Source organism: Lactococcus sp. LG1267 (assembly GCF_017309545.1).
In the GTDB taxonomy this organism is placed as follows: domain Bacteria; phylum Bacillota; class Bacilli; order Lactobacillales; family Streptococcaceae; genus Lactococcus; species Lactococcus petauri.
Window position 1 is genome coordinate 942,597 of sequence record NZ_CP071295.1, and the last position, 21,306, is coordinate 963,902.

The 21,306-nt window shown below is 38.1% G+C and carries 25 protein-coding genes; 22 read left to right on the plus strand and 3 right to left on the minus strand.

The genetic code is table 11. The features are described from left to right. Window positions 1-60: 60 nt before the first annotated feature. The 18 genes from J0J33_RS04675 (at window position 61) to J0J33_RS04760 (ending at window position 16,434) form a co-directional block, all read left to right on the plus strand. The gene (locus J0J33_RS04675; protein ID WP_014024359.1) at window positions 61-717 is read left to right on the plus strand and encodes a VTT domain-containing protein; all 657 of its coding nucleotides are present in this window, start codon (window positions 61-63) and stop codon (window positions 715-717) included. Between the two features lie 72 nt (window positions 718-789). Further along, window positions 790-1,656 (plus strand): shikimate dehydrogenase, encoded by an 867-nt coding sequence (locus J0J33_RS04680; RefSeq protein WP_206888298.1) that lies wholly within the window; start codon window positions 790-792, stop codon window positions 1,654-1,656. Beyond that, window positions 1,640-2,701: a 3-dehydroquinate synthase gene (gene aroB / locus J0J33_RS04685; protein ID WP_206888301.1), complete on the plus strand. Its 1,062-nt coding sequence runs from the start codon at window positions 1,640-1,642 to the stop codon at window positions 2,699-2,701. The genes J0J33_RS04680 and aroB overlap by 17 nt, the downstream gene beginning before the upstream one ends. A 28-nt stretch (window positions 2,702-2,729) precedes the next feature. Continuing rightward, window positions 2,730-2,810 carry a hypothetical protein gene (locus J0J33_RS10765; RefSeq protein ID WP_305067150.1) on the plus strand — a complete coding sequence of 27 codons (81 nt, stop codon included), beginning with the start codon at window positions 2,730-2,732 and terminating at the stop codon, window positions 2,808-2,810. A 318-nt stretch (window positions 2,811-3,128) separates the two neighbouring features. Further along, window positions 3,129-4,055, plus strand: a complete 927-nt coding sequence (locus tag J0J33_RS04695) for a DMT family transporter (RefSeq protein WP_019292066.1) — start codon at window positions 3,129-3,131, stop codon at window positions 4,053-4,055. Window positions 4,056-4,061: 6 nt separating this feature from the next. After that, window positions 4,062-4,652, plus strand: coding sequence for a DUF1054 domain-containing protein (locus J0J33_RS04700; RefSeq protein ID WP_061413556.1), 591 nt, complete (start codon window positions 4,062-4,064; stop codon window positions 4,650-4,652). Between the two features lies 1 nt (window position 4,653). Beyond that, window positions 4,654-5,823, plus strand: a complete 1,170-nt coding sequence (gene aroC / locus J0J33_RS04705; protein WP_206888304.1) for a chorismate synthase — start codon at window positions 4,654-4,656, stop codon at window positions 5,821-5,823. Between the two features lie 133 nt (window positions 5,824-5,956). Beyond that, on the plus strand, window positions 5,957-6,307 hold the full coding sequence (locus J0J33_RS04710; RefSeq protein WP_206888307.1) for a YxeA family protein: 351 nt from the start codon (window positions 5,957-5,959) through the stop codon (window positions 6,305-6,307). A gap of 27 nt (window positions 6,308-6,334) precedes the next feature. Then, a complete protein-coding gene (locus J0J33_RS04715; RefSeq protein ID WP_019292062.1) occupies window positions 6,335-7,123 on the plus strand; it encodes an ABC transporter ATP-binding protein in 789 nt (262 codons plus the stop codon). Continuing rightward, complete coding sequence (locus J0J33_RS04720; protein ID WP_206888310.1) at window positions 7,116-9,089, plus strand: FtsX-like permease family protein; 1,974 nt, start codon at window positions 7,116-7,118, stop codon at window positions 9,087-9,089. Before J0J33_RS04715 ends, J0J33_RS04720 begins: the two co-directional genes overlap by 8 nt. Further along, complete coding sequence (locus tag J0J33_RS04725; RefSeq protein ID WP_019292060.1) at window positions 9,090-9,308, plus strand: hypothetical protein; 219 nt, start codon at window positions 9,090-9,092, stop codon at window positions 9,306-9,308. 109 nt (window positions 9,309-9,417) lie between these two features. Next, entirely contained in the window at window positions 9,418-10,074 is a 657-nt protein-coding gene (locus J0J33_RS04730) for a response regulator transcription factor (RefSeq protein WP_029343491.1), read from the plus strand. Then, window positions 10,061-10,951, plus strand: a complete 891-nt coding sequence (locus tag J0J33_RS04735) for a HAMP domain-containing sensor histidine kinase (protein WP_206888313.1) — start codon at window positions 10,061-10,063, stop codon at window positions 10,949-10,951. Before J0J33_RS04730 ends, J0J33_RS04735 begins: the two co-directional genes overlap by 14 nt. Further along, window positions 10,941-11,498: a GNAT family N-acetyltransferase gene (locus J0J33_RS04740; protein ID WP_019292057.1), complete on the plus strand. Its 558-nt coding sequence runs from the start codon at window positions 10,941-10,943 to the stop codon at window positions 11,496-11,498. Before J0J33_RS04735 ends, J0J33_RS04740 begins: the two co-directional genes overlap by 11 nt. Window positions 11,499-11,616: 118 nt before the next feature. Then, window positions 11,617-12,927: a 3-phosphoshikimate 1-carboxyvinyltransferase gene (gene aroA / locus J0J33_RS04745; protein WP_165719439.1), complete on the plus strand. Its 1,311-nt coding sequence runs from the start codon at window positions 11,617-11,619 to the stop codon at window positions 12,925-12,927. Next, window positions 12,918-13,403, plus strand: a complete 486-nt coding sequence (locus J0J33_RS04750; protein ID WP_019293096.1) for a shikimate kinase — start codon at window positions 12,918-12,920, stop codon at window positions 13,401-13,403. Before aroA ends, J0J33_RS04750 begins: the two co-directional genes overlap by 10 nt. After that, the gene (locus J0J33_RS04755) at window positions 13,400-13,996 is read left to right on the plus strand and encodes a histidine phosphatase family protein (RefSeq protein ID WP_117517171.1); all 597 of its coding nucleotides are present in this window, start codon (window positions 13,400-13,402) and stop codon (window positions 13,994-13,996) included. Before J0J33_RS04750 ends, J0J33_RS04755 begins: the two co-directional genes overlap by 4 nt. After that, complete coding sequence (locus J0J33_RS04760) at window positions 13,993-16,434, plus strand: ATP-dependent RecD-like DNA helicase (protein ID WP_019292053.1); 2,442 nt, start codon at window positions 13,993-13,995, stop codon at window positions 16,432-16,434. Before J0J33_RS04755 ends, J0J33_RS04760 begins: the two co-directional genes overlap by 4 nt. Before the next feature lie 46 nt (window positions 16,435-16,480). Here the strand turns inward: J0J33_RS04760 and J0J33_RS04765 are convergent, their stop codons facing one another. Together J0J33_RS04765 and J0J33_RS04770 are read right to left on the minus strand one after the other, a co-directional pair. Continuing rightward, window positions 16,481-16,690, minus strand: a complete 210-nt coding sequence (locus J0J33_RS04765) for a hypothetical protein (protein WP_019292052.1) — start codon at window positions 16,688-16,690, stop codon at window positions 16,481-16,483. A gap of 428 nt (window positions 16,691-17,118) precedes the next feature. Next, a complete protein-coding gene (locus tag J0J33_RS04770) occupies window positions 17,119-17,628 on the minus strand; it encodes an HD domain-containing protein (RefSeq protein ID WP_206888316.1) in 510 nt (169 codons plus the stop codon). A 150-nt stretch (window positions 17,629-17,778) separates the two neighbouring features. On the opposite strand from J0J33_RS04770, the gene rpsT reads away from it, so the two are divergent. From rpsT to J0J33_RS04790, 4 genes are all read left to right on the plus strand, one after another. Next, complete coding sequence (gene rpsT, locus J0J33_RS04775; RefSeq protein ID WP_206921811.1) at window positions 17,779-18,012, plus strand: 30S ribosomal protein S20; 234 nt, start codon at window positions 17,779-17,781, stop codon at window positions 18,010-18,012. A 235-nt stretch (window positions 18,013-18,247) separates the two neighbouring features. After that, entirely contained in the window at window positions 18,248-18,907 is a 660-nt protein-coding gene (locus J0J33_RS04780) for a GyrI-like domain-containing protein (RefSeq protein ID WP_206888319.1), read from the plus strand. After that, window positions 18,904-19,563 (plus strand): uracil-DNA glycosylase, encoded by a 660-nt coding sequence (locus J0J33_RS04785; RefSeq protein WP_206888321.1) that lies wholly within the window; start codon window positions 18,904-18,906, stop codon window positions 19,561-19,563. Before J0J33_RS04780 ends, J0J33_RS04785 begins: the two co-directional genes overlap by 4 nt. Window positions 19,564-19,666: 103 nt before the next feature. Continuing rightward, window positions 19,667-20,371, plus strand: coding sequence for a Bax inhibitor-1/YccA family protein (locus tag J0J33_RS04790; RefSeq protein WP_206921812.1), 705 nt, complete (start codon window positions 19,667-19,669; stop codon window positions 20,369-20,371). Between the two features lie 57 nt (window positions 20,372-20,428). On the opposite strand, the gene J0J33_RS04795 is transcribed toward J0J33_RS04790, so the two are convergent. Further along, a complete protein-coding gene (locus tag J0J33_RS04795) occupies window positions 20,429-21,253 on the minus strand; it encodes a Cof-type HAD-IIB family hydrolase (protein ID WP_019293090.1) in 825 nt (274 codons plus the stop codon). Window positions 21,254-21,306 lie beyond the last annotated feature (53 nt).

The window sequence follows — 21,306 nt, forward strand, 5'->3', positions numbered from 1 at the left end:
AAGCTTTTAGTGTAAAATAAAAAATGCAGTAACAGCATAACAAAAGGAAAATATAAAAATATGTTTACAACACTTTCGATGTTTGGCTTCTTCAATGACTGGATTTCTGGTTTTTTGAATGCACCAGGCGCACACGTTTGGGTCTATGTTCTTTTAGGAGCTATCATCTTTATTGAAACAGGGCTGGTTATTTTTCCGTTCTTACCGGGGGATTCAATTCTCTTTTTTGTAGGATCGATGGCCGCCATGTATCCAGATAAATTATCAATGCCTCTTCTGATTTTGATTATGGGGAGTTTAGCTTTTCTGGCCAATCTTCTGAATTATGAAATTGGGCGTAAATTTGGAGATGTAATTCCAAAACATAAAACGCTATCTAAATTTTTAAAGCCAGAGTACATTGAAGAAGCAGAGCAGTTCTTTGCTAAATGGGGTTCGTGGGCTATCTTCCTCGGGCGCTTTATGCCAATCATTCGTACGGTTGTTCCTTTTACAGCAGGAACAAGCCGCATGCCGCATAAAAAATTCGTGCTTTATAATTTTTTAGGTGGTTTTGCTTGGGTTATCGTCGCTTTAGGGGCAGGTTTCCTCTTTGGACAAGTACCTTTCATCAAGAAAAACTTTGAACTCGTCATGCTAGCAATCGTTGCTGTATCCTTACTTCCAGCAGTGATTGGCGTTGCCAAACGGTATTTCGCAGGGCGCAAAGCCGCTTAAAATAAGTTATAATAGTATTAGGAAACTAATACTATTTTTTTATGTCAAAAACAAAGGGAATACAGGTGAACGATGGAAATAAATGGATACACTCGGATGGCTGCTGTGTTAGCACATCCCATTAAGCACAGTCTTTCTCCTTTTATTCATAATCGCGCTTTTGAGCTGACCAATGAAAATGCTATCTACTTGGCTTGGGATTTGGAAGATGAAAAAATTCTCGAACAGACAATTAACAATGTCAGAACATTGGACATGTATGGTTTGAATATTTCGATGCCTTACAAGAAAAAAGCGGTGGAATTTATTGATGAATTATCCGAAGAAGCACAGTTGATTGGAGCAGTCAACACGATTGTCAATCAGAAGGGGAAATTAATAGGTTACAATACGGATGGTCAAGGTTTCTTCAGGGCGTTAAAGTTTAAACCGTGTCATAAAAAAATCACGCTAATTGGTGGTGGTGGTGCTGCGATTTCCATAATTGTTCAGGCTGCTTTGCTTGAAATGCACGAAATCACGGTTTTTGCTAGACATTCAGCCTCCTATGCACGTTTAGAACAACGTTTGGACAAATTGTCACATCAGACAAAAATTACCATAAAACTTTATGACCTAGCTGATCATTCACGATTGCAAAAAGAAATTATGACATCAGACTTACTCGTTAATGCAACACCAGTAGGGATGTCTGGCGAAGCAATGCCGCTCCCTACTTCAATTCTTTTGCCCCCAGGAATTCTGGTGGTAGACACGATTTACAAGGTCCGTGAAACACCAATGATGAAATGGGCGAAAAACCAAGGTAGAACAACGATGAATGGAGTTGGTATGCTTATTCATCAAGCTGCCGCTTCTTTTGAATTATGGACAGGAAAAAAAATGCCTGTTGAGCAGATTAGACAGGAATTGGAGGAAAAAGATGAGGTTAAATGTTAATCTTCCAGAGCACCCTTATGATATCATTATTAAGAAGGGAAGCTTGTCACAAGTGGGACTATGGGTTGCACAACTCTGGCAACAACAAAAAGTTGTGCTTGTCACCGATGACAATGTTGAACCTCTCTATGGAAGAGAGGCAGTTTCACAGTTAAGAAATGAAGGATTTGAAGTTTTTACTTTTACTTTTCCAGCAGGTGAAGCAAGTAAAAACTTGTCTACTGTAGAGAAACTATGGGAATTTTGTGCCTTACATGGTTTGACACGCTCCGATGGAGTGATTGCTTTAGGTGGAGGCGTTGTTGGGGATTTAGCAGCTTTTGCCGCCAGTACATATATGAGGGGCATTCACTTTCTCCAAATACCAACAAGTTTAACAGCTCAGGTCGACAGTTCCATCGGTGGAAAAACAGGAATCAATAGTGATTATGCTAAAAATATGATTGGAACTTTTGCTCAGCCAGATGGTGTTCTGATTGATCCTGAGGTATTGAAAACCTTAGAGAAACGTGATTTTCGTGAGGGAATTGGTGAAATCGTCAAGTGTGCCTTGATTGCCGATAAACAACTCTGGGTCCGCTTAAATGAGATACAGGATGCCGATGAACTTTTGCAAGAAGCAGAGTATTTTATTCGGGCAGCCTGCGATGTGAAACGGAAACTTGTTGTGGAAGATGAGTTTGATCAGGGAACGCGACTTTATTTGAACTTTGGACACACAATTGGTCATGCTATGGAAGCTTATGCTGGCTATGGGCAGGTCATGCATGGGGAGGCTGTAGCTATTGGAATGATCCAAATAAGTAAAGTGGCGGAAAGTAAGGGGCTGATGCCTAAAGGACTAACTGCTCAAATTAAAGCGGTACTCCAAAAGTTTCAACTTCCTCAAACTTATGAACCATGGGATGAGTCAGCTTTGTTTGAAATCCTAACCCATGATAAAAAAGCGCGAGGCAAGATGATTAAGACCGTACTTGTTCCCGAAATTGGACAGGCCAAAATTCATGAGATAAGCCTTCAAGAAATGAAGGAATATTTGAAATGAGATACTATGCATTCTTCGTGGAATAAATGTGGGTGGTAGTAAACTCAAAATGACAGACTTAAAAAAAGAGTTTGAAGCAGCTGGTCTTACAGATGTTTCACTGTTTTAGCTACAGGGAATGTCATTTTTAGCAGCGAAACCTTGCCTGATCTATCTTTTTTACCTGTGCATAGTTTTATAAAAACCGAACAAGAAATAAGAAAGCTTGTTAAAAATAAACCTTTTCTCAAATTGCTCAAAGCGAGTTTAATGCTCTGAAAACAAGTAGGGAAGAAGGGCTTGTCCAAGCGAATACTTTTTATTGGAAGGGGCCAAAGGACGCGACTCTAACAACAGCTTTTGGTAAAGTCTTAGGTAAAACAGTCTATAAATACCTTTTTACAAGTCGTAATATCAATACAATGGAGAGAATAATTAAAAAATTATAATGTTTGTCTATCTTGGAATAGCACTTTTTGCGGGTTTTTTACTAGCAAACCAAAACCCGATTAATGCCGATCTTCGCAAAAATGTTAATTCGCCTTTTTGGGCATCAACAATTTCTCAAATTATTGGGGTTGTTTTCTTAGGTACAATCTCATTACTTTTGACCGGTGATTTGTTCCCCTCTACTGAATTTGTCCAGTCTCATCCTGCTTGGATATGGATTGGTGGATTACTCGGTCCAGTATATGTTACATCGAATGTCTTTCTTTTTCCACGACTAGGTGCTGTGCAGACTGTTATCTTGCCTATTTTGGGACAAATTTTAACTGGAGTTGTTATTGACAGCTTTGGTTGGTTTTACGCGGTCCAAATTCCGATGAGTCCTATTCGTATATTGGGGATTATTGTTACTATACTTGGACTTTTCATTGCCGTTGTTTTACCTAGCTTACGTGAAAAAGCAGGACAAGTTGAAGCCGAGCCCAATTTGATGCTTTGGCGCCTTTGGGCGATAATATCAGGTTCATTCACTGCGGTTCAACAGGCTATTAATGGACATTTGGGCACCTTGTTGCATCGGCCGTTTCAAGCTTCATTTATGTCTTTCTTCATTGGACTGATTGCCATTGTCTGTGTGACTTTAGTGATTGAACGTCGCTTAATTACAAAAGTTGAATTAGGTAAGATAAAAAAATGGAATATATTGGGAGGTATCTGGGGAGCCTTCTTTGTTCTTGGCGCCGTTTTAGCAGTGCCAAAAATAGGGGCTGGCTTAAATATAATGATGGCATTACTTGGACAAATCATTGGTTCAATGTTGGTGCAACAGTTTGGTTGGTGGCGTTCAGATCGCTATCCGATACGTCTTATCCAAGTTGCAGGTGTTGCAGTAATGTTGGTAGGGATTATTTGTATAAAATTTTTGTGAGGAAATATGTTTAAAAAAGAATCATTTGAAGTCTTTGATATAGAAGGATTGGAAATGCGTATGCAGGGAGTGCGTGCTGAAATTCAACCGATTTTTATGGAAATAGGAGAACAGCTAAAAGAAAGAATAAAGCAGTCGTTCCCTGAACAGGAGTTTTACCTGCATATTGCACAGCATCGTCGGCGGACAAGCAATGCACCTGAAAACACGTGGTCTGCTATTGGCACACAAAAGCGTGGTTATAAAATGGAGCCGCATTTCCAATTAGGGATTTGGCAAGATTACGTGTTCATCTACCTTTCAATTATTGATCAACCCAAAGGACAAGCAGATTACGCTCAGAAGTTGAGTTCGGATCTCTCATTACCCAAGGATTTTGTTCTATCTAAAGATCATACCAAGTCTGATTTTTATGGAAGTAGCCATCTTGAAGAATTTGTTACTCGGTTGAAAAATATAAAAAAATCAGAGTTAGAGATGGGTAGAATTTGGAAAGCTGACCGTTTTGATGGTCAACAAGATGATATGATATTACAGGAAATGCTCGAAACTATCGATGATTTACTACCAATTTACCAAAAAATAATGGAGGATTAAGATGCGCTTTTTTACAGCAGGTGAATCACATGGGCCACGTTTGACAGCAATCATTGAAGGTTTGCCAGCAGGACTTCCACTTCAAGCTTCTGACATCAATGTTGAATTGAAGCGCCGTCAAGGAGGATACGGACGAGGTGGTCGCATGAAGATAGAATCTGATCAGGTCGAAATCACCAGTGGTTTGCGTCATGGTAAAACTTTGGGAAGTCCACTTACTCTTAATGTAACCAATCGTGACTTCTCACATTGGACGGAAATTATGGCTTCAGAAGAAGTTGATGATGCCGTTAAGAGACAACGTAAATTGACAAAACCTCGACCAGGACATGCTGACTTGGTAGGGGGGATGAAGTATGAATTTGAGGATTTGCGAAATACACTTGAGCGCTCCTCTGCTCGTGAAACAACGATGAGAGTAGCTGTAGGAGCAGTTGCCAAGGCTTTGCTCAAGCAGCTTGATATGGAGCTGGCTTATCATGTGGTTAATTTTGGAGGCAAAGATGTTGTTGCTCAACTTCCAGAACTCACTGTTAGGGAAATCAAAGCCAAAGCTGGTACAAATGATTTGTCTATTGTGGATATTTCAAGAGCTGAGGAAATTCGTTCATATATTGATAAAATAAAGAAAGCTGGCGACACCATCGGTGGAATTGTAGAGGTACGTGCTACAAATGTTCCGGCTGGTTTAGGATCTTACGTACATTTTGATCGTAAATTAGATGCAAAAATCGCAGCAGCTGTCGTTTCTATCAATGCCTTTAAGGGTGTGGAGTTTGGTCTTGGTTTTGAGGCCGGGCGACGTCAAGGCAGTCAAGTTATGGATGAAATCCTTTGGGAAAAGCAAACAGGCTATAACCGAAAAAGTAATAATCTTGGTGGTTTTGAAGGTGGCATGACTAATGGTGAGGACCTTATTATTCGCGGTGTCATGAAACCGATACCGACCCTATATAAGCCTCTCATGTCTGTCAATACTGAAACGCATGAACCTTATAAAGCGAGCGTTGAACGTTCTGATCCAACCGCTCTTCCAGCGGCTGGAGTAGTAATGGAAAATGTTGTTGCTACAGTCCTAGCCCAAGAAATCTGTGATAAGTTTTCAAGCGATAGTTTTAGAGAGCTACAAGAGGCTTTTCAAAACTATAAGGAACGCTTAAAAAACTTCTGATGAAATAAAAACTAGTCTCAAAAATAAGGCTAGTTTTTTTATTACAAAAGTGTAAGTTTGCAGAAAATATAATTTGTTAGAATAAAAGTGTAGGGTTAAGAAAAACAAAACCTAGTAAGAAAGAGGTAACAATATGAAAAAAGTATTATTTGGCTTACTTGCTCTAGCAGTAGTGATTGGTGGCCTAGGATATGGCTGGTACAAATCAAGCTATGGGGGCACGGAGCGTTACGTAAAAATTACACAAGATGGAACAAAGAAAGCCGGCAAAAGTGATTCAGGCGAACGTTATGTTGATTATGTATACAATCTACCTTCTTATGATAAAAATGGCGAAGAAAAAGATATTTCCTTTACAGCTACACACAACTTACGTAAAGATGCTTATCTTAAAGTGACAGATAATAAAGCAAAAGGTGTAACAAACTGGGAAGAAGTTCAAAAAAATGACTTGCCAAGTAAAGCAAAAGATAAATTAAATTAATCATTTAAAGGTGACAAGGGAGAAAAAATGCTATTAGAAGTTAAACATATCAAAAAAGTTTTCAAAACACGCTTTTCAAAAGAAGAAACAACGGCTCTTGCTGACATTGATTTTTCTGTCGAAGAAGGTGAATACATTGCTATTATGGGTGAGTCAGGTTCAGGTAAAACAACACTCTTGAATATCTTATCAACTTTGGAAAAACCCACAGCTGGTCAAGTTTTACTTTCAGGACGTGATATTACAGCCATTAAAGACAAGGATATCTCAGCATTCCGCCGTGAACATCTCGGTTTTGTCTTCCAAGATTTCAACCTCTTGGATACTTTATCAGTAAGGGACAATATTTATCTTCCCATGGTACTTTCTAAAGCACCAGTAAAGAAAATGAAAGCACGTCTTGAAAACTTAGCACCTAAGTTGAATATCGACACACTTTTAGAAAAGCAACCTTTTGAATTATCAGGGGGGCAAAAGCAACGTGTGGCTGTTGCGCGTGCTCTGATTTCTCAACCGGATCTTGTTTTGGCAGATGAGCCAACAGCAGCTTTGGACTATAAAAACTCAGAGAGTCTGCTTGAACTTTTCGAAAATATCAATGATGCTGGTCAAACAATCATCATGGTTACTCACTCAAGCTTAGCTGCAAGTCACGCAAAACGTGTCCTCTTCATTAAAGACGGAATGCTCTATCATCAACTTTATCGTGGCGATAAGTCATCAACAGAGTTTGCAAAAGAAATTACCTTGTCAATGACTTCATTCTTGGGAGCTTCAGCTGACTCAAGCGAAACGGAGGTAGCCGATAATGCTTAGTTTTAAACTGGCAGTACAAAATCTGAAAAAAGGGTTGAAATCATTTGCGCCTTTCATCGTAGCGAGTGTAACAATGTTTGTCTTGCTTTTTGTTACTGCTGCAATTGCACAATCTCCATCCCTTGAAAAAATGAAGGGTGGCGCAGCAGTTGGGCAAATGATGTCCTTTGCGATGTGGATTTTGGCTATCTTTGGTGGGATTATTCTCATTTATAGTTATCGTTTCCTACAGTTGCAACGCTCACGTGAATTTGGGCTTTATGACATTCTCGGACTAGGGAAAAAGAAAATCGCCCTTGTTTCTTTCTTTGAACTCGTAATGAGTTATATTGCGACTGTCATCATCGGTACAATTGTTGGGATTGCTTTTTCTAAGTTTCTTTTCCTGATTTTTATCAATATGATTGGTGAAAGTAACTTTAACTTAGCGATTACACCAGCTTCTATTCTAACAGTCGCAGCAATATTCTTGCTCTTCTTTGCTTTGCTTCTTATTATTGGAACATTTATCATTTGGAAATCTTCAAGTCTCGATTTGTTAAGAGAAGCATCTAAAGGTGAAAAAGAGCCTAAGTCAAACATTTTCATGGCCTTGATTGGTATTGTTTTACTGGTAGTTGGCTATGGCTTAGCACTAAATGTTGATAATCCCGTTAAAGCACTCTCAACTTTCTTCCTTGCAGTTCTAGCAGTTATTTTGGGAACTTACTTTTTCTATATCAGTTTTACCGTTTGGTATTTGAAATGGCGTAAAAAACGTAATTCTTACTATAAACCGCAAAACTTTATTACGATCAGCTCAATGCTTTACCGAATGAAAGCAAATGCGGTTGGCTTGGCCAATATTACCATTCTCTTGTCGATGACTTTAGTAACTTTAGTAGTTACAATCGGTATCTTCTTAGGCTCAACCCAAACTGTTGAACGTGCTTTTCCAAAAGAAGGACAATACACTGTTTATTCACAAGAAAAAACAGGTAATCAGCTGGCCCAAGATTTACAAGAAAAAGCAGACCAAGCGGGTGTAAAAATATCAAATGTCACAACAGCTTTAAGTGCAGACTACTTAATGGGTAACGGTCAAAAAGAAGGAGAAAAAACGCTAAATATTACTCCGACAGGGGACCAAAAAACAGCCATTCAATTTTCAATGACAACTTTACAAACGTTGAAAAATTTAGATGAAAATGTTGCTGATATTTCTGGTAACCAAATTAATATCCTGGATTACTTTGGTGCTTATCCAAAAATTAAGGAGTTTAATTGGTTTGGCACAAAATATGAAGTGAAAGACATCATGGCCACTCAGGATTTGACCAAGTATCCTATCATGATGAATATAACTACGCCAATGCTTCTTATCTTCCCAAATGATGCAGCATTACATCAAGCTCTTGAGGTTTATAATAAAGCAAACAATGATGGTGAACAAGCTTATCAAGTGAGTCCATCTGTGACAGTTAACTTTGATATTGCAGAAAAAGATCAAGAAAGATTAACAAATGCGTTAGGTAATAATGATGGAGATCATATGCTCAGCTTCCGTTCAGCTGAGATGAAAGAAGTTAGAACTGGAATCGGTGCCTTTGTCTTTATCGGTTTGGTTCTTGGCATTAGCTTCATTTTAGGTGCTGCCTTGATTATCTATTACAAACAGTTGTCAGAAGGTGTGCAAGACAAACGTTCATTCAAGATTCTACAAGAAGTAGGTTTATCAAAAGAGCAAGTGTCTAAGACCATCAAGTCACAAGTGAGCATGATTTTCTTATTGCCAATCGCAATGACGATTGTACATTTCAGCTTTGCTTACATTATGATTAGTAAACTTATTGGTATCTTTGGAATCATGGATAGCCAGTTAATTCTTTGGATTAGCTTAGGAACCATTGCTGCTTTAGCCTTTATTTATTGGTTAATCTATAAAGGAACAAGCCTTGTGTATTACAATATTGTGGAGAAAAAATAAATGGAAAAAATACCCTATTACTTACTGGTCCTTGGTGGCTCACTTACTGTTCTTACTTTCTGTGCCTGGTATGTTTGGGGCATCATTCAATTTGTTCAAAGAAAGATTAAGAACTGCAAGGATATCAAACTTTTACAGTCTTTAACGCTTAGTTTGCATATCCTTTCACTTCTCATTATTGTTGGTTTAGGCTATTATGGCTTTACAACATTTTTCTAAAAATCAGATGGAATCATCTGATTTTTTTATATGTTATAATAGGAGAAAGAAAAAATTGATAGTGAAAAAAGAACAAGTGATAACAGATCCGCAAGTTCGGGAGGAAAAAATGCCCAAAATTTTTATTGTTGAAGACGATAAAACGATTGTTAAAATGTTGACTAATGCCTTGAAAAGTGACTTTCAGGTCTATTCTGTTTTAAATTTTCGGGCAGTCAAGCAGGAAATATTGGAAGCAGATCCGGACTTAGTCTTAATGGATATTGGTTTACCCTTTTATAACGGTTTTTACTGGACAACAGAATTACGCAAAGTCTCACAAATTCCGATTATTTTTATCTCGTCGATGAGTGATGATATGAACCAAGTCACAGCCATGAATCAAGGAGCTGATGATTTTGTTACAAAACCTTTCTCCTTGGATATCTTGCAGGCCAAAATAAAGGCATTACTTCGTCGTTCTTACAACTTTTCTGGCCCTGAGAAATTAGAATTTGCCGGCTTTATTTTATCTGACAACATGGTAAAATCAGGAGAAAGTCAGATTGACCTTACACCTTCCGAAAACAAAATCTTGAGTGTTCTTTTTAGAGCTAACGGAGCTGTTGTAAGCAAAGAAGCTATTCTTCAAGAACTTTGGCAAACAGATGAATTTATCGACAGTAATACTTTAAATGTAAAAATGACACGTTTACGTAAAAAACTAGCAGAAATTGGATTTGCACATTTGGTAACGAAACGAGGTGTAGGCTATGCCTTGGAGTAAAATAAAGCGGTTTTTGCAGATAAAAATTGCACAAATCGGAGTGTTTCTGGTGATGCTCTTTATCTTTGTGAGCAACTTTTTACTCTGGCATCTTCCGATTGAATCCCTTATCAATGCAACTATTCTTGCTTTGATTGTATTTGTGATCTACTTGGTTTCCTCATATTTTCGATGGGCGAATAGAGAAGCACTCTTATATGACTTGAAACATGAGCTTTTGGATTTGGAAGAAAACCTGCGTGCAAAAGAAAAACACATTAAAGAAACAGAAGATATTATCAAAGTCTGGTCCCATCAAATGAAAATCCCTTTGGCCGCAATCGATTTAATGGCACAAACAGAAATTAATCCAATCGAATTAAAAAATCAAACTTTCGCTTTAGATAATTACTTAAAAATGTTATTGGAATACCAACGTATAGCCAATATTTCAACAGATTTTCATTTTGAGAAGTTTTCTGTCGCTGCCCTTTTGCGAGAACTGCTCAAAAAATACAGTAGTTTTTTCATCCAGAAAAATTTATCCGTCACTATTTCAGGTGACTGGGAAATTACTACAGATCGCAAATGGTTCAGCTTGGCAATAGAACAGTTGCTCAATAATGCTATAAAATATACAAATGAAGGCAGTTTAACAATTAGTATCGAAGAAAATAAAATTATTTTAAGTGATACAGGAATAGGGATTTTACCCGAAGATTTGCCACGCATATTTGAGCATGGTTTCACAGGCTATAACGGTCGCAGCTATTATAAAGCATCGGGTTTAGGCTTGTACTTAACAAAACTCATTTTGGATCGACTTGACTTTTGTATTAAGATAAGCTCAGAGCTAGGCGAAGGAACAACCGTTGAGGTGAAAAAAAATGAACAATAAACAAGTAATACTTGCACAACATCAAAATTTTGAAACAGAACGTTTAATTTTTAGAAAAGTAGAACTTGCGGACAAAGAAGACCTTTTTGAATATGCAAGTGATCCAGAAGTTGTACGTTATGTTTCATTTCCCGCACATAAAGATTTAGCTATGACCGAAGAAAGTATTGTGGAGTATTTTATACCACATCGCTTATTTTGCTGGGCAATTGTGGATAAGCAGAGCGAAAAAATGATTGGAACTATTGATTTAAGGCTCGACGGAGATCAAGCTGTATTTGGTTGGGTGCTTAATCGTAACTTTTGGGGGAGAGGGCTAATGCCAGAGGCTGCCGCTTCCCTTAGAGATTTGGCTTTTAACCAGCTTGATGTAAAAATTATTGTAGCAGAACATGATGCAGAAAATCCAAAGTCAGGACGTGTAATGGAAAAGATTGGCATGCGAAAAACGGGTCAAGTCTATACATATATGGCAAAAGAGGGACGTTCTGTCCTGTGTGACTATTGGATCTTGACGAAAGAAGAATATTTAAAAACAAAAAACTAAAAACCACTTGCGCGTAGTGGTTTTTTTGATATAAGGTCAAGAAAAACAATACAATATTACAGCTCTTGACTTGTGCTATAATAGAAGATAAATCGTAGAGAAGAAAGTTTGAAACGCAATGAAACTCGAAATAAAGGCAAAATCACTCACAGGTAAACTTACTGTTCCTGGGGATAAATCAATTTCTCACCGCTCCATAATGTTTGGGGCGATTTCACATGGTCAAACAAGGGTAAAGCATATTTTGCGAGCTGAGGATGTCACAGCTACAATGCAAGCTTTCCAAGACTTGGGTGTTAAAATTGAAGATAAAGAGGGGATAATCTATATTCAAGGTAAGGGCTTTGAAGGCTTACAGCCAGCGAATAAGCCCTTGGATATGGGAAATTCAGGAACATCGATGCGATTAATGTCAGGGATTCTCGCTGGTTTAGACTTTGAAACAAAATTAATTGGTGATGCTTCGCTCTCGCGTCGCCCAATGGATCGTATTGCTCACCCATTAAAATTAATGGGAGCAAAAATCTCTGGTCAAGGAGAAGCTTGTCTGCCACCTTTAGAAATTCAAGGGAGACAACTGCAGTCTATCAACTATCAACTGCCTGTAGCCTCTGCACAAGTAAAATCAGCTTTGATTTTTGCCGCACTACAAACAAAGAGTAATCAAATATCAGAAATTGTGGAAAAAGCGGTGACACGAAATCATACCGAAGAAATGCTTAAACAGTTTGGTGGAGAACTTACAGTATCGGGAAAGCATATCCGAATAAGAGGTGGACAAAAGTTAGAAGGCCAAGAAATTACAGTGCCTGGAGATATTTCCTCAGCAGCTTTTTGGATTGTTGCTGCTTTAATTATTCCAGGAAGTAGTATTGAGCTGCAAAATGTTGGTATCAATGCCACGCGAACAGGAATAATTGATGTTGTTACTGCTATGGGAGGAAAAGTTGAAATTACCAACCAAACTGCGATAGCTGCTACACTCAAAATTCGTTATAGCACATTGACTGCAACCCAGATATCGGGCGATTTGATACCAAGGTTGATTGATGAGCTGCCGATTATTGCTCTTTTAGCTACACAAGCTGAGGGTGAAACGGTTATTGCAGATGCGGAAGAGCTTCGTGTCAAAGAAACGGATCGTATCTCAGTTGTATCGGGCATCTTAAAAGCGATGGGAGCTGATGTTACACCTACAGCGGATGGGATGAAGATTAGAGGGAAGACAAACCTTCATGCGCCTCATAAAGACATCAATACTCACGGTGATCATCGTATCGGTATGATGACAGCAATTGCGGCACTTCTTGTACAAGAAGGAGAAGTTGTTTTAGAAGGAAGTCAAGCCATTAAAACAAGTTATCCAACTTTCTTTGACGATCTGAAAGGTTTACTTGGGCCAAGCAAGGAGGAACGAGAATGGCAGTAGTGTTGATTGGGTTTATGGGCGCGGGGAAATCAACGATTGCAAGGGCTCTAAATAAGGAAAACTTTATTGACCTTGATCAAGCCATTGAACAAGAGATTGGAATGCCCATTATACAATTTTTTCAGGAATATGGCGAAGCTAAATTTCGACAAATTGAAAGAGAAACACTTGAGGCAGCGGTGCTCTCAGGATTTAATGTTGCCACAGGTGGCGGCATTGTTCAACTTGTAGAAAATCGGGACTGTCTGAAAAAGCTGAAAAATGTCGTTTATCTCAAGGCAGATTTTGAAACGCTCTATGAACGTATTCTTACTGATCAAAAGAATAAACGACCATTGGCTACACAACCCGTACAAGACGTAGAACAATTGTTTATGCAGCGTGAAAAATTCTACGAAGAAGTAGCGGATATTATTATTGAAACCAAGGACAAAAAACCAGAAGAAATAATTAAAGAAATTCAGGAATTAAAATGAAAATCTATTTTGTAAGACATGGTAAAACGCAATGGAACCTCGAAAAAAGGCTCCAAGGTCAAAAAGGGGACTCGCCTCTTTTGCCGGAATCCTATGAGGCGATAGCCCGAGTAAATGAAAGACTGGGACAAATTGTCCAATTTGATAAAGTGATTTCTAGTCCGCAGCCGCGTGCTGTGACAACCGCAAAGTTGTTAACTGCTTTGCCAGTAAATACAGATACTCGCCTTTCAGAATGGAACTTTGGTCAGCTGGAAGGCCAGTTGGTCGCAAATGCACTCTTGAAGTATCCAGATGAAATGTTTGCTTCTCGGAATGAATTGCAAAATTTTGATGGGCGCCATTTTGGAGCGGAAACAGTAGCTAATGTTTTAGCACGTTTTGATAGTTTAGCAAATGACCTCAAAAAGCAAGAGGCTGAAAATATATTATTGGTCGGTCATGGTGCTTCAGGGACAGCGGGAATGCGACATTTAGCGGGCTTTCCGCTACAAGAGTTACGTACAGCTGGTGGCTTAGCCAATAATAGTGTAACTGTTTTAGAAACGAAAGGTCAACGTTTTGAGCTGTTGCACTGGAATAAAGTGTTATGACAGAAAAAATATATTTTACCGGAACAATTGAAGCGATTTTCTTTAGTAATCCTAGTAATTTTTATAAAGTACTTTTAGTAGAAGTGGATGATACCAATAGCGATTATGAAGATTATGAAATTGTTGTAACCGGAACAATTGGGGAGTTGATCGAAGGGGACAGTTATACCTTCTATGGTAAACTTACGACACATCCAAAATATGGGGAGCAGCTTCAAGTTGAAACTTATGAAAAAGCTGTACCGACCAGTGCTGCAGGACTAATTAAATACTTTTCTTCTGATAAATTTCCTGGGATTGGTAAAAAGACGGCAGAAAGAATCGTGGCTCTTTTTCCTGATGATACAGTTGACAGTATCTTAAGTAAGCCGGAAGAATTAGACGATATCCTTCCTTTAGCAAAGAAAAATTCCTTTATTAAAAGACTTCGTGACAATCATGGTGTGGAAAAGATTTTATCAAAGCTTGCAGAATATGGTATCCCCAGTAAGCTCCAATTTCAAATTCATGAGCTTTACAAAGATCAAACCTTGGATATTATCGCCAAGAATCCTTACCAGTTGGTTGAAGATATCAAAGGAATTGGCTTTAAAACAGCGGACCAAATTGCTCAAGAATTGGGAATTGCAGCAGATAGTAGTGACCGCTTTAGAGCGGGATTGATGCATGTGGTTAAAACACACCCTTTAATTACGGGCGATACTTATATTGAAGCGCGTGATCTTTTGCAACAAACGATCCAAGTTTTGGAAGAAGCACGCCAGATAGAAGTTAGCCCAGAGACTGTGGCTGAAGAAATCAACCATCTGCTTGAAGACGGTAAAATGCAACAAGAAGAAACTAAAATATTTGAAAATTCCCTTTATTTTGCTGAGCAAGGCATTAGTGAATACCTCAAAAAACTTATTGGACGTAGTACTCAGACCTTCTCAGATGAAAAAATCTTGAAAAATATTGAGCAAGTGGAAACTAAGCTCGGTATTCGCTACGATAAACTGCAGAAAGAAGCTATTTTTCAAGCTTTAAATAGTCAGTTCTTCATTTTAACCGGTGGCCCAGGAACAGGTAAAACAACGATTATCAATGGTTTTATCGAAACTTATGCACAGCTTCATGACATTGATTTAGATCCTGGGCATTATCATGATGATGTTTTCCCTATTCTCCTGGCAGCACCAACAGGAAGAGCGAGTCGCCGAATGAATGAACTTACTGGCTTACCAGCAGCAACGCTTCATCGCCATTTAGGTTTAAACACTGATGAAGCAATGGATATGGAAAGTAATGATCTTGCGGGTTCACTTTTAATTGTAGATGAATTTTCAATGGTAGATACCTGGTTAGCAAATAAACTTTTACAAGCCATTCCTCCTTCCATGAAAGTACTCTTTGTAGGCGATGCAGATCAGCTGCCGTCAGTTGGTCCTGGGCAAGTCTTTGCAGACTTGCTGAAGCTTCCAGAGATTCCTTCAGTTCGCTTGGATAAAATCTTCCGTCAAGGAGCTGAATCGACGATTATTGACCTTGCTCATGAGATTAAGGAAGGCCGTTTGCCACAAGATTTTACTAGCCGTCATCCCGATCGTTCTTATTTTGAAGCTGGAACAGGACAAGTTGCTCATCTTGTGAAACAAGTGGCGACTGCGTGGAAAAAAAGAGGAAATAATCCTTTTGAATTGCAGATTTTAGCACCGATGTATAAAGGTGTAGCTGGTATAAACACCTTAAATGGTTTGTTGCAAGAATTGTTCAACCCTCTTGATGAGCGACAAGAGTTTAATTATCAGGATATTCATTTTCGAGAGGATGATAAAGTTCTCCATTTAGTCAATGATGCAGAAAACAATGTTTTTAATGGCGATTTAGGGAGGATTGTTGAGCTTATTCCAGCAAAACATACAGAAAGCAAGCAAGACGAAATTGTGATGGATTTTGATGGTCAGGAAGTGAGCTATCCTCGCGCAGAGTGGTATAAAATTACCTTAGCTTACGCAATGTCTATTCATAAGTCGCAAGGGAGTGAGTTTTCAACAGTTGTTGTTCCAATGGTTTCGTCCTATTCAAGGATGCTGGAACGTAATCTCTTGTATACAGCAATTACGCGAGCCAAACAAAGTCTAATTCTTATTGGAGAACAAAAAGCCTTTGCCCAAGCTGTTCAAAAAGAAAGTGCCAATCGAAAAACTTTCTTAAAGGAGCGATTTACTGGCAAAGCAGAGCCTGTAGAAGAAATAAAGCAAACTTTGGATGATGACAAGAGTGAAACAACTGTGAAAGTTAGTCAATCTCAAACAGAGGAAATTTCGCTTTTTCCTGAAGAAAATTTTACTTCTGCATCATATTCGACTGAACCTTTTTTAACAGCGGATTTGGTTAATTCTGGTGATTTTGATCCATTGATTGGGCTTACGGAAGCTGATTTTGCAATTTTTAAATAAAAAAAGACGGTTTAAAACCAGTCTTTTTTTATTTGTATTTTTAGCCTCAAAAAGTTAAATCATCAAAATCAGTGAGTTCATCTTGGAGCTTTTGTGTTAGTACTGTATAAGCTACAGCATATTTTTTAGGGTAAGCATCGCTGACGGATAGTTCGTTTGCTTTCTCTAAAGCAGAGAACAAACCTTCAGTCATATTGACATTATTTAGTATGCACAAGGCCAAATCATGCACGCGTTGTTCTTTTGAAAGACTCATAATATTAAGCCCCTTTCCATAAAGTTGAGTAAATAATTACGAACGATAAGCTTATCAATATTATAACATGGTAGCGGTTAAGAAAAGTTAAAATTGCTCTGATTTTTAAGGATTTAATAGCTTTCCCTTGTGATATTGAAGTCATTAATTTTTGAGCAAGGAAAAAAATAGTACAAAGTGGTACATTCATCATTTTTTTACTTCTGAAAATTTTAGAAAGTATAAATATGAAGTAGAATTTATACCTTCTTTTAGTCTACAATGATAAAATAACATTATAAATTTTATATAGTACGCTTTATAATTTCACATTTCTGCCAACTTGGGGTTAAAAAGCTGTTAGAACTCTTGTACATTTAAAAAACTAAAAAAAGAAGCATCTAACCATTGGTTAGATGTTTCTCATGAACTATTGTTATGCTAATAGTTCAAATTGGAAGGTGACGTTTAAAGTATTTGCGCGTTTTCCATTTGAAACGTGCAGTTTCTACGCCCTCAGTCATTGCGACATAATCGTCTGCTAAGGTAACAACCCAGCTTTCTTTATAACGTGGCGGTGCTATTGTAGCCCCCCACATATGTTTGACGATGCAGTCGTACTCAAGATCAGAAAGGGTAGTAATTTTTGCTGCATTACGGGCAGCGATACGAGGATGAACATAGGCATGACTTTTGTTAAATTTAGTGTCGCGCCAATCGTAGTAGAAAAGGTCGTGTAAGAGACCTGCACGGGCAGCAGATTTTGCATTCCAGCCCATCTTTTTACAAGCTAAATAGCTCACATAACTTACCTTGATTGAATGAATCAAACGTGTTGAAGTATAGTGATGTGTGATTTCATCAAGCTGTTTCAGTTCCGGCATTTCAAGAAAGTGACCAACATAACTCATAAACTCGGCATCTGTCAACCATGGATTTTCATCTAATTTCATATTCATATTATAGCACCATTCTATAAAATGTAAATAGCGATATGCAATTTGACACAAGAAAAAAGAAAATTATTTCAATTTTCTTTTGACAAACAGTTGCTAAAAAGCTAAAAATCCTGTATAATTTATAGGTATTACAAAAATTTGGAGGAAATAATGGCTAATATCAAATCTGCAATCAAACGCGCTGAATTGAACGTTGTTGATAACGAACGCAACTCACAACAAAAATCTGCAATGCGTACTGCAATCAAAAAATTTGAAACTGCACCAAGCGAAGACACATTCAAAGCTGCAAGCTCTGCAATCGACAAAGCTGCATCAAAAGGTCTTATCCACGCTAACAAAGCTTCACGTGACAAATCACGTTTGGCAGCTAAATTGGGCTAATTCTTAATTGCAAAAAAATATTCCTGTCTGCTGATAGGATTTTTTTTTACTCTAAAAATGGGAGAACTTTGGATGAAGCTGATGATAGAAATAAAACATGTAAGATAAATGTTATAATAAAGTTATTAACAACGTTGAATTTATAGGTGGCATGGGCAGGGAGTCGCCAGCGACAAAGAAAGGAGAGGAAAGTAGAAAAAAGAAATAATTTTCTGCTTATTTCCGATACCAAACAATGACAGATTCTATAAAAGTAGATTTTAAAAAGACTGAAAAAGAGTTTTATTTTCCTAAAAAAATTGAAGTAATTACTGTACCTGAGATGTCTTATTTGACTGTTTCTGGTCAAGGTGCACCAGCTGGTACAGCTTTCCAAGAAGCGATTGCTTCACTTTATCCTATAGCATATGCTATTTCAATGTCCTACAAAAGAGAAGACATAGTCATTCCTCATTTTTATCGTTTTGTTGTGCCTCCCTTGGAGGGTTTGTGGACAAGTAAGACAGCTCCAAAGGCTAATGAGCCTCTACGTAAAGAAGAACTGATTTGGAAAGTTATGATTCGGATGCCAGAATTTGTAACTGAGGAAATTGTTGAGTGGGCGAAAAAAGACACAGCTTCAAAGAAAAAACAAGATTTTTCTCAAGTAAAATATGAAAAGATTACAGACGGACTTTGTATTCAAGCCATGCATAAGGGGAGTTTTGACGATGAAGCTGAAACTTTTACTTTGATGGAGGAATTTGCCGCTGCAGAGGGCTATGAACTTATCCACAAAGAATTCCATCATCGTGAGATTTATCTTAGCGATTTCCGGAAAACTGCCCCAGAAAAGTTAAAAACCGTATTGCGCCAATATGCACAAATTAAAACGAAGGAGAAGGAAGGACAATGAAAAAAACGGATTGGAGTGAACCTTTAAGAGAACGATTGCCTCAGGAATACTTTTCAACCCTTGTTGATTTTATCAATGACGTTTATTCACAAGGTAATGTTTACCCGCCTGAGGATAAGATATTTCGAGCGATTGAATTGACTGCTTTAGCTGATGTCAAAGTTGTACTAGTTGGACAGGATCCTTATCCACAGCCGGGTAAAGCTCAGGGACTAAGTTTTTCCTATCCAGCTTCCTTCGTGGTGAATCGACCAGACTCTATTGTCAATATTCGGAAAGAACTTAAAAGCGAGGGCTTTGATAAAGACGATTCAGATTTAACACATTGGGCTGAGCAAGGGGTTTTATTGCTCAATGCTGTACTTACCGTCCCTGAGATGAAGTCTAATGCTCATAAAGGAAAAATTTGGGAACCTTTGACAGATGAGATAATAAAAATTGCTTCGGATGATGATCGTCCAAAAGTCTTTCTCTTATGGGGTGGTGATGCACGTAAGAAAGCGAAGCTGATTGATTCTTCTAAGCATTTAATACTTGAATCTGCACATCCTTCACCTCTTTCTGCTTCTCGTGGCTTCTTTGGCTCACAGCCATTTTCGAAAGCTAATACCTTTTTAGAAAAAACAGGACAAAAAGGGATAGATTGGTCAAAATAAGAAAATTATGAAGAAAGAACCCCAAACTAGGACTCAAGTCTGATGACAGCATTGTAAATTTTTGGTAAAATAGTCTTAAAGGTATATTAGAAAAGGAGATACTATGGAAAATCCATTTATAAATAATAATAGAAGTCAAGTATCGCTGAATCAATTTTTTGCTCGCATTTATGGGATTGTCGGGATTGGAGTTGCTGTTTCAGCACTCACATCTTTTTTAACAATAAATTTCTTCTGGGAAGCAACTCAGAATTTTGTTAATCGTGCAGGTTTTGGAATGATTATCCTCTTATTCTTGCCACTGGTTCTCGTCTTCCCTATGCAAAATGCAGCCATGAAAAATAAACCCACAGCTTTGCCAATGTTTGTTGGTTTCTCAGTTTTAATGGGCTTTATCATGAGTTTTACAATTGCAGCTTATACGGCTTCTGATGTCACTTTGGCCTTTGTGTCAACTGCTGGAATGTTCTTTGGGCTTTCAGTTTATGGACGTACAACTAAACGTGATTTGACAGGTATGGGGCGTGCAATGATGGGGATGCTGATTGGTTTAATCATCGCAGGGGTTATTAACATCTTCTTAAGAAGCCCAATGGTCGTCTTTGTTTCTTCAATCATTAGTGTCCTCGTTTTTAGTGGGCTGATCGCTTGGGACAATCAAAAGATTGAGCATGTTTACCGTCAAAATAACGGTAAAGTAAATAATGGCTGGGCGATTAGCATGGCGCTATCACTCTATCTTGACTTTATCAACCTTTTCCTTTCACTCTTGAGAATCTTCGGATTTATGGGAAACAGTCGTGATTAATAAAAAACTTCATCAATTGATGAAGTTTTTTATTTTTTTGGGGGGAGAGATAAGCAACTACTTCAAAAAGAGTTCTTCTAATTTATGGGCAACCCCGTCCTCATCATTTGTCCACGGAAGAATTTCAGTGGCATGTGGTGTGAGTCGAGTAGAGGCATTTTTCATAGCATAGGCCTCCTCAGCAAATTTAAACATTTCGATATCGTTATGCTCGTCACCAAATGCTATAAGGTTTTCTTTTGGAATTTCGAGAACACGAAGAAGATGCTTGAGACCAGAAGCTTTGCTGACACCTTTGGGGACAATTTCTAAAACGCCATTAGGACCGCCCCAGCCACTCACACTGATTTTACCGTTATAATGATCTTGGATTTGCTTGGCCAGACGAAATTTATCTTTTACTCGTGTAGAAAGGAGTACTGCATGCGGATTGTCATCGAGACGATCTGCGCGTAAACGATTGTAGGGATGGAACTGTTCGACACCAAAAAGTTTAGGGGTTACGTTCCTGAAGTTATTAAGGAAAAATTTACGGCGATATTCAACCGCAAAAAATTCTAAATCAAAGTTTTGTTGATGGCGTAAAAAGTCAAAGACGAATGAACGATCAATATAATGACCTTTGGTGTACTCCCAATTACGATTGTCTGGCTTGGAAATCAAAGCACCATTGAAGTTGATCATCGGACTTTTAAGTTCGAGTTCGCGATAAATATCAACAGCCATACGGAAAGGACGACCCGTGGAGATGCAGATGATGTGGCCTTGCTCCTCAATACGTTTAAAAATATATTTTGTATAGCGACTGATTGTACGCCCGTCGCTATGAAGCGTTGTGCCGTCAAGATCAATGGCAATCAATTTTCTATCTTTGTTTTCCATATTTAATCCTTTAAAATATTTCTTATTTTTTATTATACCAGAAAAGCAGTAAA